Origin of the sequence: Tautonia plasticadhaerens, assembly GCF_007752535.1 — a bacterium.
In the GTDB taxonomy this organism is placed as follows: domain Bacteria; phylum Planctomycetota; class Planctomycetia; order Isosphaerales; family Isosphaeraceae; genus Tautonia; species Tautonia plasticadhaerens.
In genome coordinates, this window is record NZ_CP036426.1 from 2,550,308 (window position 1) to 2,564,651 (window position 14,344).

9 protein-coding genes are annotated in these 14,344 nt (G+C 69.8%); 3 read left to right on the top strand and 6 right to left on the bottom strand.

The window, feature by feature from the left end:
- Positions 1 to 61: 61 nt before the first annotated feature.
- From ElP_RS09935 to ElP_RS09960, 6 genes are all read right to left on the bottom strand, one after another.
- Entirely contained in the window at positions 62 to 1,342 is a 1,281-nt protein-coding gene (locus ElP_RS09935; RefSeq protein ID WP_145268846.1) for a DUF1501 domain-containing protein, read from the bottom strand.
- Between the two features lie 46 nt (positions 1,343 to 1,388).
- On the bottom strand, positions 1,389 to 3,014 hold the full coding sequence (locus tag ElP_RS09940) for a DUF1549 and DUF1553 domain-containing protein (RefSeq protein ID WP_145268848.1): 1,626 nt from the start codon (positions 3,012 to 3,014) through the stop codon (positions 1,389 to 1,391).
- A gap of 346 nt (positions 3,015 to 3,360) precedes the next feature.
- Positions 3,361 to 5,592, bottom strand: a complete 2,232-nt coding sequence (locus tag ElP_RS09945) for an ABC transporter ATP-binding protein (protein WP_145268850.1) — start codon at positions 5,590 to 5,592, stop codon at positions 3,361 to 3,363.
- A 288-nt stretch (positions 5,593 to 5,880) separates the two neighbouring features.
- Positions 5,881 to 8,115: a site-2 protease family protein gene (locus tag ElP_RS09950; protein ID WP_145268852.1), complete on the bottom strand. Its 2,235-nt coding sequence runs from the start codon at positions 8,113 to 8,115 to the stop codon at positions 5,881 to 5,883.
- Between the two features lie 278 nt (positions 8,116 to 8,393).
- Positions 8,394 to 9,407 carry an efflux RND transporter periplasmic adaptor subunit gene (locus tag ElP_RS09955; RefSeq protein ID WP_145268854.1) on the bottom strand — a complete coding sequence of 338 codons (1,014 nt, stop codon included), beginning with the start codon at positions 9,405 to 9,407 and terminating at the stop codon, positions 8,394 to 8,396.
- A 72-nt stretch (positions 9,408 to 9,479) separates the two neighbouring features.
- Positions 9,480 to 11,618, bottom strand: coding sequence for an efflux RND transporter periplasmic adaptor subunit (locus tag ElP_RS09960; protein ID WP_145268856.1), 2,139 nt, complete (start codon positions 11,616 to 11,618; stop codon positions 9,480 to 9,482).
- Positions 11,619 to 11,925: 307 nt separating this feature from the next.
- On the opposite strand from ElP_RS09960, the gene ElP_RS09965 reads away from it, so the two are divergent.
- The 3 genes from ElP_RS09965 (at position 11,926) to ElP_RS09975 (ending at position 14,302) form a co-directional block, all read left to right on the top strand.
- Complete coding sequence (locus ElP_RS09965) at positions 11,926 to 12,501, top strand: hypothetical protein (RefSeq protein ID WP_145268858.1); 576 nt, start codon at positions 11,926 to 11,928, stop codon at positions 12,499 to 12,501.
- 4 nt (positions 12,502 to 12,505) lie between these two features.
- Entirely contained in the window at positions 12,506 to 13,603 is a 1,098-nt protein-coding gene (locus ElP_RS09970; RefSeq protein ID WP_145268860.1) for an NAD-dependent epimerase/dehydratase family protein, read from the top strand.
- Positions 13,604 to 13,789: 186 nt separating this feature from the next.
- Entirely contained in the window at positions 13,790 to 14,302 is a 513-nt protein-coding gene (locus ElP_RS09975) for a hypothetical protein (protein WP_145268862.1), read from the top strand.
- The last annotated feature ends 42 nt before the right edge of the window (positions 14,303 to 14,344 follow it).

The following is a 14,344-nucleotide window of genomic DNA, read 5'->3' on the forward strand; positions in this document are numbered from 1 at the left end:
ACCATGCTACCAAGATTTGGGGAATGACAAGCGAAGACGTGAACATGCCACCTGACGGGATTCAAACCAGCTCGCTGATCGCCGAGCCGCCGTCGACGATCTTCATGGGCCGGCCGAGCGGGGTGGTGTACTCGGTGTCGACGTTGATCCCCAGCGCGGTGCACATGGTGGCGATCAGGTCCATGACGCCGACCTGGCGGTCGACCACGTCGATGCCGTCGGGGTCGGTGGCGCCGACGACCTGGCCGCCCTTGATCCCGGCGCCGCCGAGGACCACCGACCAGCTCCTCGGCCAGTGGTCCCGGCCGCCGTTCTGGTTGATCCGGGGGGTGCGGCCGAATTCTCCCATCCAGACGACCAGGGTGTCGTCCAGCAGGCCGAGCCGCGCGAGGTCGGCGACGAGGGTTCCCATGCCCTGGTCCAGCTCGGGGAGCCGTTGCTCCCGGAGGGTCCGGAAGATGTCGTCGTGGTTGTCCCAGCCCCCGAGGCCGACCTCGGCGAACGTCACCCCGGCCTGGACCAGCCGGCGGGCCATCAGGCAGCCGGCGCCGAAGCCGTTGCGGCCGTAGGCGTCCCGGACGGCGTCGGGCTCCTCGTCGAGCTTGAAGGCCCGGGTGTACGAAGAGTTCATCATCTTCAGGGTCTTGCCGTAGATATCCCGATGTCCCTTGGCGGCGACGCCCCGGTTCTGGCCGATGAAGCGGTCCTCGACCAGGCCGAGCATCTGGATCCGGCGGTTCATCCGGGCGGCGTCGACGGCGGGGCGGAGGTTCTCGATCCGGCCGTTCGGGTTGTTCACCACGAACGGGGCGTGGGCCATGCCGAGGAACCCGGCCGACTCCCCGGGCCGGTTGATCGAGACGACGTGAGGGAGGGGAAATTCGTCGCCGAGCTGGGAGCCCAGCTCGAACGAGCAGACCGAGCCGAGGCTCGGGTGCACCACCGTCGGGTTCGGCTGGTAGCCGGTGTGCATCAGGTAGGTGCCGCGGTCGTGGTTCCCCTCGCTGGTGGAGAGCGACCGGACGATGCTCAGGTGGTGCATCTGCCGGGCGACGGTCGGCAGGTGCTCGCTGATCCTCACGCCGGGGGCGCTGGTGTCGATCGGCTTGAACTCGCCGCCGTTGCGGGGGCTCTCGGGCTTCAGGTCCCAGGTGTCGAGCTGGCTGGGCCCGCCCCCCATCCAGAGCAGGATGCAGCGCTTCTGGGTCTTGCGGAGCTGCTGGGCGTTGGCCCGAAGGGCGCCGAGGAAGCTGGCCGCGGGCAGGCTCAGCGACGTGGCGGCCAGGTGCCCGAGGAAGTGACGGCGGGACATGCCCCGAGGGGCCTGAAGGCGGTCGAACATCGGTCGAGTCCTCCCCCCGGCCGCCCGGGGCGTCGGGTCGGGGCGATCAATGGTTCAGGACGAATTCGTTCGAATTCAGCAGCGCCCAGAAGATGTCCTCCATGACCGCGACCCCGTCCGGGCCCTGCCGCAGCATCGCCTGGGCGGCGGCGGCCTCCGTGCTGCTCGGCGGTCGGCTCAGGGCGGCGAGATAGAGCCGGTCGACGACGAAGTCGGCCGAGGCCCCCCGCCTCCTCGCCTCGTCGAGCAAGTCTTTCAGGAAGCTGCCCGGCGTGCAACTGGTGGCCTCGGTGATCAGGTCGCCGTTCATCATCATCAGGGCCTGGGGGATGGTGCCCTGGAAGCTCGTCCCCTCGTTCACCTCGTCGTTGGAGAAGGTGAAGGTGAACTGGCGGAGCCAGCGGTCCCGGCGGGCGTCGGAGTCCCCCCCGGCCCCGGACTGATGGGCCTGGGTGGCGGTCAGCAGCGACTCGAACAGTTGCTCCGGCGTCAGGGGCTTCAGCGCCATGTGGCTGAAATACGTCTCGTCCCGCTCGTTGTCCGGGGTCCGGACGCTGGAGAGGTGGTACGCCCGGCTGGAGGTGATCCGGCGGATGAGCTGCTTGATGTCATAGCCCGACGCCTCGAAGTCGGCGGCGAGGTGGTCGAGCAGCTCGGGGTTGCTGGGCGGGTTGTGGTCGCCGAAGTCGTCGATCGGGTGGACGATCCCACGGCCCATCAGGTGGCCCCACATCCGGTTGACGAAGGCCCTCGCGAACTGGTCGTTGCCCGGCTCGGTGACGAAGGTCCCCAGCTCCTTGCGGCGGTCGGCGTCGGTTCCCTGGCTGATCTTCCGGCCGTCGAGGTAGGTGGGGAAGGCGATCCGGATGGTGCCGTCGCGGCGATCGAAGCGGGCGAAGGCGTCGGTCGGGTCGTCGAACAGCTCGTAATAGGCCGTCTCCTCGGCCCCGCCGGCGCCGACCCGGCCGACCTCGCGGGTGCGGACGCCCCGGAAGAAGGCGTTGATCCCCCAGAAGTCGGCCTGCTTCCAGTCGTTCGAGGGGTGGTCGTGGCACTGGGTGCACTGGATCTGCTGGCCGAGGAAGACCCGGGTGGTGACCGACGTCAGCGGGACGGCGTCGAACTCCAGGTGGGCCATCGCGAAGTTGGTGGCGCCGTTCTCGGCGGTGTTCGGGCCGGTGGCGGTGATCAGCTCCCGGGCGATCTCGTCCCAGGGCTTGTTGGCGGCGAACTGCGTCCGCAGCCAGGCCCGGAGCGCGGGCCGGTCGACCGAATTCCCCTGGTCCCCCCGGCCGATAAGAGCGACGCTCCAAAGGTTGCCGAAGTGCCGGGCGTAGTCGGGGTGGTCGAGTAGGTAGGAGACGAGTTTGGCCCGCTTGCCCGGATCCGAGCCGTCGAGGAAGCCCCTGGCCTCCTCCAGGGACGGGATCCGGCCCACGAGGTCGAGGTACGCCCGGCGCAGGAATTCGCCGTCCGGGGCCAGCGAGGAGGGGGAGACGCCGGCCGCCTCCCAGCCCTCCCGGACCAGCCGGTCGACGGCGGACGTCGGGGGATCGGCCGGGCCCTCGTCGGCCGGGCTCGACGCGCCGAGCCCGAGCGCCAGCGCGGCCGCCAGCGAGGCCGGGAGGCGGCCGCCCGGGGACATCGATCGCACCAATCGGCTCGTCGTCATGGCGTGCACTCCTCCGCCCTCCCGAGCCGATCCCGGCGGGTGGGCCGAACGTGGCGACGATCGACTCGGCATCTGAAGCAGGATAAGGCGACCCGGGACGGCCGGTCAAACCGGTCGAGGCAGGGCGAGGGGACGTGCTTCGACCTCGGGGGCCGGGCGGAGACGATCGCGGGGAGGCGCAACGCTCCCCTGCCATTCTACGCGAGGATCGACCACGCGTGACCCGTTTCGCTCATCCGGGGATGGATCCGGCGGCCGGGCCGGTCCGCCGGGTGTCGAGGCCCCCGCCCGGGCCGTCCCCCGATCGCCGGGGGCCCGCCGGGGGATCATCGGGGCGAGGCGGCGGTCAGGCGCTCTCCCGGTGGTATTGCAGCTCGATGAGGCGTCGGAACAGGTCGGAGCCCCGGCTCAGCTCCGCCTCGGTGCCGACCGCCTCGATCCTCCCCTCGTTCATCAGGACGATCCGGTCGGCGAACTGGAGCGAGCCGAGGTTGTGGGTGATCAGGAAGGTGGTCCGACCCCGGGAGAACTCCTCAATGGCCCTCCGGATCAGGGCCTCGTCCTGGATGTCGACGGCGCTGGTCGCCTCGTCGAGGATGAGGATCGCCGGATCCCGGAGCATCGCCCGGGCCAGGGCGATCCGCTGCCGCTGGCCGCCGGAGAGGCCCGCGCCCCGCTCGCCGATCATCGTGTCGTAGCCCTCGGGCATGCTCGCGATGAACTGGTGGGCGTAGGCCCGTCGGGCGGCCTCCTCGATCTGCGAGCGGCTGGCGAACGGGCTGCCGTAGGAGATGTTGTTGGCGATCGAGTCCTCGAAGAGGATCGTCTCCTGGATCACCATGCCGATCTGCATCCGGAGGCTCCGCAGCGAGACCTCCCGCAGGTCGCGGCCGTCGATCCGGATCGTCCCCCGTTGCACGTCGTAGAACCGGGGCAGCAGGTTCATCAGGGTCGACTTGCCGCAGCCGTTCGGGCCGACCAGGGCGATCGTCTCGCCGTGCCGGACCTCCAGGTCCAGGCCCCGGAGGACCGTCGCCCGGTCGTCGTAGGAGAAGTGGACGTCCTCGAAGTCGATCCGCATCCGGTGCCGGGGCATCCGGACGGCCCCCGGCCGGTCGATCACCACCGGCTCCCGGTCCATCAGCGAGCAGATGCGGTCCGAGGCCGCCGCCGCCCGCTGGATCTTCGAGTGCACCGTCGAGAGCTTCCGGAGCGGGTCGGAGACGCCGGCGAGCATGACGTAGAGGGTCAACAATTGCTCGATCGTCATCGGGTCCGAGGCCAGCTGGATCCGCATCGGCCCCAGTTGCAGCGAGGTCGACTCCCGGAGCACCAGGTACGCCCCCGACATCAGGGCGATCGACACCGTCGACAGGGCCAGCAGCTCCAGCACGGGGTCGCTCATCGCCTCGATCGTCGCCACCCGCACCCGCTTCTTGTAGAGCGCCTTGGACTCCAGGTAGAACCGCCGGCGCTCCCGGCGCTCCATCGTGTAGGCCTTGACCAGCTTGATCCCCTGGAACGTCTCCTGGAGGATCTTGTAGATGTTCGACATGCTCTCCAGGGACCGCCGGATGGCCCGCTTCATCAGCTTGCCGACGCGGACGGTGGTCATCGCCGAGACGGGCACCAGCACCAGCGCCAGCAACGTCAGCCGCCAGTTCAGCCAGAGCGCCCCGCCGAGGCAGGCGAGGATCCGCAGTGGCTCCCGGACCACCTTGCTCAGCAGCACGACGAGCCCCTGGCTCACCGAGTCGAGGTCGCTGGTGAACCGGGCCATCAGGTCGGCCGTCCCCTGCTGGCCGAAGCTGCCGAGGTCCAGGGCGAGCGTCCGGCGGAAGAACCGCTTGCGGATGTCGAAGATCGACAGCTGCATGATGTTCGCCACCAGGTATTCCTGGCCGAACATGAAGACGCCCTTGATCGCCACGCCGACCATGACGATCCCGAGCAGGACGGCGAGCGTCCGGAAGTTGTCCTCCGGGAGCCAGCGGTCGGCCAGGGGCGCCGCGATTCGGAAGCGGGACTCCCAGCGGAGGGCCCCCTTGAGCTCCCCGCGCCAGGATCGCCCCCGGCGGTCGAGCGCAGAGGGGCCGCCTTCCTCGAGCAGACGGGAGGCGGACCCTAGCTCGTCGAAGCGTGCCTCGGCGACCCGGTAGGCGCGCTCCAGCTCCAGGTAGCGTTCGTGCCGCTCCGCGGGGATCGGCGGGCGCTTGCCGACGGACGTGGCGTGGAACTCCTCGGGGACCTCCTCGAAGTAGCTGTTCCAGGCATGCTGATACGCCGCCTTGATCCCCTCCACGTACGCCTCGGGCACCCCGTCGTCGCCGTGGCTCCGGACGACCGCGAGCTCGGCCAGCCGTGCGCGCAACGCGTCCGCCTCGGTCTCGTGCAGCTCGATCTGGTCGGAGACCCAGCCCTGGACGTTCTCGCCCCCGAGCAGGATCTTCAGCAGCGGGAAGACGGCGCCCAGCTCCGAGAACCAGAGCAGCGCCACCATCACCGCGCAGCCGAGCGACAGGGCGAACCGGCCCCGGTAGGGCCAGGCGAACCGCACGAGACGGGCGAAATTCTTCATGTGTTGGCCAGGACCGACGACGTGGGACCCGAGGGCATCCGTGCCATCCCCGCTCCGGGACGCGGCGCGGTCGACCACGCGCGGGAGGGGGTCAGGGTTACGGGCAGGTGTACCATCGCCCGCCCGGACTGGCAAGCCGAGTCCGGGCGGGAATCCCGAGGTCCCGGGACGGATTCGGATCTCGCGCGGAGGCGCAGGGACGCGGCGGAGAGGGGACAGGAGATCGGATCTCCCTACCCTCTCCGCCGCGTCCCTGCGCCTCCGCGTGGGAGCCCCCTGCCGCTCCGATCAGAGCACGAAGCGGAAGGTCTTGGTGATGGTCCGCCAGAGCCACCAGCCGAGGGTGGCGGTGCCGCCGTCGATCTTGGCCATGCCGCGCTGGCCGGGCTGCAGGGCGAGGTCGGCGTTGTCGATCGGGATGATCACCTCGTAGACGGTCGTCAGCGGCACGGCGCCGCCGGTCTCCTGGTCGGGCTTGGTGGCGATCTCGCCGCCGGCCATGTTGGAGAGCTCCGGCGGGATCTCCTGACGGTTGCGGCGGGCGATCTCCTCGACCCGGGAGATGATCGTCTCCCGGGACCGGCCGTAGATCTTCACCCAGGCGGTGGGCGGGGTGCCGTCGTAGCCGTGCTTGATGAGGTCGATGTCCGACTGGTCGATCAGCAGGTGGGCCTCCAGCGCCTTGGGGTCGCCGATCTCGCAGAACAGCTCGCCGGGCTGGAGCCACTTCCCGGTGACCTCCCGGTTGGGCACGCCCATGGCGATGCCGTCCCGGCCGGCGGTGAGGACCAGCTTGCCGCGCTGGTCGATCGCCACGTCGAGCTTCGGCTGGAGGTCCTGCTGGATCATCTCCACCGTCTCGACGTGGAGGGCCCGGTTCAGCGGCCCCTGGTCGCCGCCGGAGCTGGTCTGGTCGTAGACGAGGGCCTTGACCTCGTTGACCTGGATCTCGGTGCCCAGCTCATTGACCTCCCGGAGCAGGTCCAGGTTGCTCAGCCGGGCGATCACCGTGCCGGGGGTGCCGTCGGGGCGGGGCCCCTCGACCGGCTGGTTGTCCCGGACGTCGATCGAGACGAGCCGGCCGGGGACTTCGACGTAGATCCGCTCCGGCTTGGCCGGCGTCAGGACCAGGGTGCCCTTGACCCGCAGCGGCGTCGGGATCAGCAGGATCCCCGCGATCACCGCCGCCGCCCCGGCGAAGCACAACGCCGCTCGGACCTTCTTCACTTTACGCATCCTCCCGGGTTGGCGGACGAACTTGAACATCTTCGTGAGCGGCATGAGCAGCAGGGGCACCAGCGCACCCATGGCGAGGAAGGCGCTGATGATCCGGAGCTTCTCCGGCAGGAAGTGGTACAGGAAGAAGATGATGCTGAAGGTGATGACCCACCGGTACACGTACGACGCCACGGCGTAGGTCACGAACAGCGTCCGACGCGACCGGGGCATGTAGCTCTGGACCGGCACCTCCAGCCCGAGGACCTTCTCCTGGAACAGGTAGGCGAAGAACTGGGTCGACTTGATCCGGAGGTTGGGGATCTCCAGGTAGTCCGACGTGACGTAGTAGCCGTCGTACCGCAGCAGCGGGTTGGCGTTGAAGAGGATCGTGTTCACCGAGCAGATGAACATCGTCGAGAGCATCAGGCTGTTGAACAGCCCCGGCTGGGTGTTCCACCAGACGAAGGTGGCCACCGCCGCCAGGAAGCACTCGACGTAGATCCCCGCCGCCGCGATCCAGATCCGCTTCCACTTGTTCGGCAGCAGCCAGCTGTCCGTCACGTCGCAATAAAGCGCGGGGGTGAGCACGAGGAAGAGCATGCCCATCTCGTGGACTTCCGAGCCGTAGTGCTTGGCCGTCAGCCCGTGGCCGAACTCGTGGATGATCTTGATGATCGCCAGGGAGAGCCAGAGCGACGGCAGCGTCCGCCAGTTGAAGAAGCTCTCGAAGGTGGGCAGCTTGGTGGTGAACGTGTCCCACTGGGCGAAGATCAGCGTCATGGCCGCGAGCATCAGCCCGAGGCTGAAGACGACGAAGTAAGAGGTGAAGATCCACCGGAAGTACGGGTACATCCAGGTGAGCAGCTTCTCGGGGTCGATCACCGGGATCTTGATGTACAGGATGTTCGCCGCGCCCTGCATCACCTTCTTCCAGCGGTTCTTCCGCTTCCGCTTCACCAGCGCCTTGGCCTGGTCGGGGGTGTCGACCAGCACCAGGCTGGCCTCGTGCAGCTGGGCGACGAACCGGAGCAGGTCCTCGACGGTGATCGTCTGGGGGCGGTACTTCCGCTCGAAGGCCCGCTTGATGTCCTGGAGCGTCTTCTTGCCGTCCAGCTCCTGGAGCAGGAAGTACTCCTCGGCCTTGAACCGGAAGTACTTCAGCGCGATCGGGTCCTTGATGACGTAGTGCGTCACCCCCTCGTACGGCACCGGCTGGACGACCAGGTCGGGCCGGAGTCGGGCCGTGAGGTACTCGGCGGCCTGGCCGGCGGGCACCGAACCGGGTGTGGATGGGTCTCTCAGCATCGGGGGGCGGCCCTTCTCGGGTCGATCGCGGGTCGAGGCGAGCGGGTTGGGTCAGGTCGCTTCGCGTCCCCCTCTCCCCGCTTGTGGGGAGAGGGTTGGGGTGAGGGGTCTTCGAGGATTCGCCGGACCTTGTATCGTCGTCCGGCCCCCCCTCACCCGGGCTGCGCCCACCCTCTCCCCCGCGGACGGGGGCGAGGGTCGAAGTCTCTATGCTTCTCCCCATCGGTGGGGCGAGGGATCGAGTCGGGGCATCGGGCGGCGTCGCGTCCCGGGGCAGGTCACTGCGCGGCGGGCGTCGACAGCTCCCGTCGGCCGAGCACCGGGGGCTGCGGGGCCGGCTCGGGGGCGAGCTGGAGCATGTCCTCGGGGGGGGCGGGCACGAGGTTCGGATCCTCGGTCAGGTAGACCAGGATGTTGGCCTTGTGGCCGACCCGGAGGTCCTTCTCGGTGTTGTTGATGATGTCGGCCTTCACCAGCACCTCGGCCCGGCCCCGGGCGGGGGCGAGCTCGCGGCCGATGTAGACGACCTTGCCCCGGAACCGCTTCTGCTCGATCGGCACCTGGGCCCCGTCGACCACCGGGCTGAGGTCGACGACCATCCCCTTGCGGAGCTGGTAGACGGCCTCCAGCGGGACGTAGCCGTAGAAGCGGACGCGGTCGGTCCGGGCGACCTGGACGATCGGCTCCATCGCCTGCACCGCCTCGCCCGGGTACTTGATCTGCTCCAGGACCTCGCCGTCGAAGGGGGCGAGGATGTTGTGCTCGGCGACGGCCTCATTGGCCATCTCCAGCTCCTGGGCGGCCTGCTCGAGCTTGGCCACCTCCTCGCTCACCCGGGCGTCGGCCACCCGGTACTGGGCCTGCTTCAGCTCGTATTCCTCGGCCGAGATGATGTCCCGGATCGCGCCGTTGCGGAGCCGCTCGGCCCGCGCCATGTTGGCCCGGGCCACCTCCTTCTCGGCCTGGGCCATGTTCAGGGCCGACTGGTCCTCGGCCATCATCTCGGTCTTCTTGTAGGCCAGCTCGGCCATCTCGGCGTCGAGGTAGGCGACCAGGTCGCCCTTCTTGATCTCGGCCCCGATGCTCTTCTCGATGTGCTCGAGGATCCCCTCGCGCTTGGCGGCCAGGGCGGCCCGCTCGATCCACTCGATGTTGCCGGGGATCATCAGGGTCTGCACCTGCGTGCCCGACGGGGCCGCCGGGGGCTGCTGGGCCGGGGCGCGGCCGGGGGCGCCCAGGGTCGCCAGCATCGCGGCGGCGAGGGTCGCCTTGGTGGTCGATCGCATCTTCATCGGTCTGGTCTCCGCCGGGAGTGCCCGATTGGCTGGTTAATCACGTCAAGGTCGGGATGCCGCCCGGCCGGCTCAGGCCGGGCCGGTCCGGCTCAGGAACGGCCAGCGGAACAGGACGGTCTCGTGGAAGGCGTTGATCACGTCCCGGAACAGGACGTAGGCCAGCCGGGCCTCGCCGCACTCGATCCGGGCCCTCACCTCGGCCCCGGCCCTCAGGCCGCGGTCGGTGTTCTGGCTGCGGGCGACGATCCGGTCCCGGACCTCGTCGCTGAAGCCGACGGTCACCTTCACGACGTGCTCCCCCTCGATCGTCTCGGCCTTCGAGGCGATCCGGCGGACATGGCCCGGGTAGCGGTGCTCGGGGTCGGTGGCCAGCACGAAGTAGGCCGTCAGCGTCTCGTCCGGCTCGGCCTCGCCGGCGGCGATCTTCTCCCGGAGCTTCGACTCGGCGGCCAGGATCGGCGCCATGTCGTCGTCGGGGACGTTGACCTCCAGGATCCACTCCCCGGTGGTCGAGGCCACCGAGACCAGCTCCTGGCCCACCTCGACCGGCCGGCCGAGCAGGTTCTTGCGGACCTCCCAGGTCACGACCATGCCGTCGTGGGGCGCGGTCACCTTCAGCTGGTCGAGCTGCTCCTGGATGATCGTGATCTGCTCCTCGGCGCTCTGCCAGCGGATCCGGGCCTCCTCCTGCTGGCCGGAGAGGGACGTCTTCTCGTCGAGGTCGAAGGTCTTGTTGATCCGGGGGGTCAGCGTGGCCTCCTGGCTCATGTAGTAGGCCTTGTCGGCCTGGAGCTGCTCGAGCTGCTTCTCCAGCTCCTCGCTCTTGAGCGTCACCAGCAGGTCGCCCTGGCGGACGAGGTCGCCGTGCTCGGCGTGGACCTCGTACACCCGGGAGGGGAGCGGGGCGTAGGTGTTCCGCCGCTCCTCGGGCAGGATCGAGCCCTTGCCCTCGATCGTCAGCTTCCAGGGGACGAAGGTCATCGCCAGGACGACCGCGACGAGCACCGCCAGCACCCCGGCGATCTTCGCCAGGGTCCGGCCCCGGAAGAACCGCCAGGGGGAGCTCATCGCCTTGAGCACCGGGCGGAGGAAGATCCGGTGGTGCTCCTGGGCGTTGTAGAGGGCCGTGGAGGCGTGCCGGGAGACGACCTCGCTGCGGGCGTGCACGTCGGTCACGACCAGCTCGTCGCCGATCTGCTCGGCCACGATGCAGCCGAAGGGGACCCGCTCGGGGACCTTGCCGTCCTTCGAGGGCTCCTCGGGCCGGTGCAGCAGCGTGATGATGACGGCCTTGGAGCCCGACTCGTCCACGTAGATTTCCAGGGCGTCCCGGATGTCCGGCGGGAACCCCTCGGTGTCCCCCGTGTAGACGAGATCCTCGCCCGACTTGATGACCAGCTTGCAGAGCTTGGTCAGCTCCCGGATCAGGTTCGACTTCTGCTCGACGACCTCCTGGCCGCTGACCGCCTCGATCATCGTCCGGCCGCTGATCTTCAGGGCGACGCAGAGCCGGTCGCAGCCGATCAGCCGCTTGCCGTCGTTGGCGACGGCGTAGGCGGTCTCCTGGAGATCCAGCGAGCCGTGGATCGCGTGGGTGAACCCCTCGAGCTGGTTCCAGAGCTTCTGCTGCGACATCATCTGCCGCATCTGGCGGTTCTTCAGGTACTGCGCCGCCAGGTCGCAGAGGTCGCCGACGAACCGCAGCGTGCTCTTCTGGGTGGCCGCCCGGCGGCTCGGATCCATCAGGATCTCGACCAGGCCGACCACCTGCTTGTCCACCACCAGCGGGGCGATGATCAGGGCGAACGCCGTGGGGTTGCCGGCGCCCGGGACCCCCTCGATCGTGGCCCCCGGCGGGATGATCTGGGCCTGGGCGGCCTGGAAGATCGTGCCGAGCAGCACGTCGTGCGGCTGGGTCCGGACCTTGCCGTCGAGCAGGCCGGTGAGCCGAAATTCGAGCTGCGACTGGAGCTTCAACGTGCCCCGGTTGTCGAGCATCCACAGCGCGCCGCCCGAGGCGGCGACCGCGGCGACGGCCCGGGTCATGAACTCCTGGTAGAATTCCGGGGGCTGGATGTCCGAGTCGGCCAGGTCGGCGATCTCGGCCACGAGCGTGCGGATCTGGTTCTTCGTCTGCTCGAGCAGGCCGGGATCGATCGGCTGTTGCTGCTGCTGAGGCTCTTGGGTCTTGGTCGTGTCTTCGGCCATAAGGGCAGCCCCGAGGAGTGAGGAGTTCGCTCGCGAAGTCCGGCCGACCCGCGCGTGCCTGTGGTCCTGTCCGTCCCGTCCCGTCCCGTCCCCGGTCGTCTCCGGCTTGGGGGGCCGTCGCCCCGGGGCCCCGCGTCGACGCGAGGGACCCCGGCTACCTGCAACGGGACGCCGCCCCTCCAGCCTTTCCCGAAACTTTTTCGATTCGACGCCCACGCATGGTTCGCCTTGTCCTCTCGGAGGGTCCGGCGGTATGCTCCCGGATCCCCCGATCCGTCCCCGACCGATCCCCCGGAGCTCGGCACCGATGGCATCTGAGGCCGAGGCCGAGCCCCGGCGGACCTTCACCCTGCTCGACGCGATGATCCTCGTCGCGGCGATCGCCCCCGGCTTCGCGCTCTCCCGGATCATCGTCGATCAGCAGGGCTCGCCCATCGTCGCCGATCACCCGGCCCGGACGGCCTTGAACGCGGCGACCTTCGGAATCTCCGTCGCGACGCCGGTGGCCCTCACCCTGACGCCGGCCCTCTTGCTCCTGAGGCTCCGCCGGCCTCGGCCCCCCCGGCGCCGGCTCTGGCATACGCAGGGGGCGCTGAACATCGCGGCGCTCTCGGCGGTGACCCCGATCACTGGTGTCGCCCTCTGGGCCCTCCTAGCGCTCGGCGTGCCGTTCGCGTCCGATCCCTTCGATTTCGAGGTCATTGAAACCGTCCTGCTGCTGCTTCCGATGACCCTCGCCCCGACCGCGATCGCCGTCTCGATCTGCGGCCGCTTGCTCGGGGTGCACGGGCGTCCTCCCGATTGGCTTGATCGGCTCGGCCAACGCTGGGGATGGTTCTGGGTTGCCTTCGCACCGATCGATTTCTGGGCAATCTTGCAGTAAACGAATGGATATCCCCGAGAGCACCGGAGTTCGCCCCTGCCTCGTCACCGGCGCCACCGGCCTGCTCGGCAGCCACCTCGCCGAGCGGCTCGTCGCCCGCGGGGAGCCAGTCCGCGCCCTGGTCCGGCCGTCGAGCGACACGGGGTTCCTGGAATCGCTCGGCGTCGACCTCGTCCGGGGCGACCTGACCGACCCGGCTTCCTGCGCCGAGGCGCTCCGGGGCACCCGGGTCGTCTACCACGCGGCGGCAAAAGTCGGAGACTGGGGGACCTGGGCCGAGTTCCAATCGGCCTGCCTCGACGCGACCGAGTCGCTGGCCCGGGCGGCCGTCGCCGCCGGGGTCGACCGATTCGTGCACATCAGCTCGACCAGCGCGTATGGGCATCCGCCCCGGACGGGCCGGCCCATCGCCGAGGACCACCCGCTCGGCGTCGGGACCTGGTGGCCCTGGGACTACTACACGATCAGCAAGGTCGAATCCGAACGCATCCTCTGGCGACTGTCGAGGGACGAGGGCCTGCCGCTGACGATCATCCGGCCGAGCTGGCTCTACGGCGAGCGCGACCGGACGACCACCGCCCGGCTCATCTCCCGGATGCGGGGGGCCGGCGTCCCGGTCATCGGCCCGGGGGACAACCCGCTCAGCGCCGTCTACGCCGGGAACGTGGCCGACGCGAGCATCCTGGCGGCCGAGGACCCGGGTTCGGTCGGCGAGGCCTACAACGTCACCGACCAGGGCCCGATGACCCAGCGGGAGTTCCTGGGGATGTTCGCCGAGGCGGCGGGGGTCGGCCGGCCGAGGTGGTACCGCAGGCTGCCGTACTCCTATCCGGTGGTCTTCGGCGGGGCGCTGGCGATCGAGGCGTATGCCCGGGCGATGCGGTGGCCGAAGGCGCCGATCATCACCCGGTACGCCGCCTGGCTGATGGCCCGACGGATCCGGTACAGCACCGAGAAGGCCCGGACCAGGCTCGGCTGGTCGCCGGCGCTGGGGAACGCGGAGAGCATCGGGCGGACCGTCCGATGGTTCCTCGACCGGGAGGAGGGGAGCGACGGCCATCGCCCCGGGCCGACCGGCCCGGCCGGGCCCGGCGATCGGTGACGCGCCGGGGATCCCGACGCGTCCGGCCCGCCCGTTGCAGGCCGGGATCCCTGAGGCCCGAGGCGGCCGAGGAGGCATGGCGTCCGGCCCCGATCGGGCCGTAGAATCGGTCCCATTCACCGCCCGAGACGGGGCACGGCCTCCCGGCAATGGCGGCCGGGGTCGGGGAGAGGGAAGGGGTCAGCGATGGAGCCGACGAAGCCGGAGGACGACCCTCGATCGACCGAGGGGATCGTCCGGGGGGACCTGGAGCGGGCGATCGCCATCTACATGGAGCTGGCCTACCCGGACTCGCCGCCGCCCGAGGCCGTGCTCCGACGCCTGGCCTGGCGGGAGGCCCCGGGGCCGGTGCCGCTGGGAGGGCCGCCGTTCGAGCCCTCGGCCTCGGGGCCGGGTCAGTCGGCGACCTACTCCCTGCGGCTGGGCAACGCGAGCTACCCGCACATGAAGTTGCAGGTCCAGCCCTGGCCGAGCCCGGCGGGCTTCCTGCTCTCGGTCAACACCCACGACCAGGTCGCCGCCCCCGACCCCTCCTCCCCCGACGCCGAGGCCTTCCGGGCCCTCCAGGCGGCGAACCAGCAGGTCAAGACCGCCATCGAATCCGCCTGGGAGCGAGACGGCCTGCCCACCTTCCTCGCCTACCTGAAGGACTACATCGAGCAGGAGGAGCATCGCTCCCGGAGCGCCGACGCCGGCTGACCGGTCGTACCCCGGGCGAGACGACGGCCCCCTCGCCCTCCC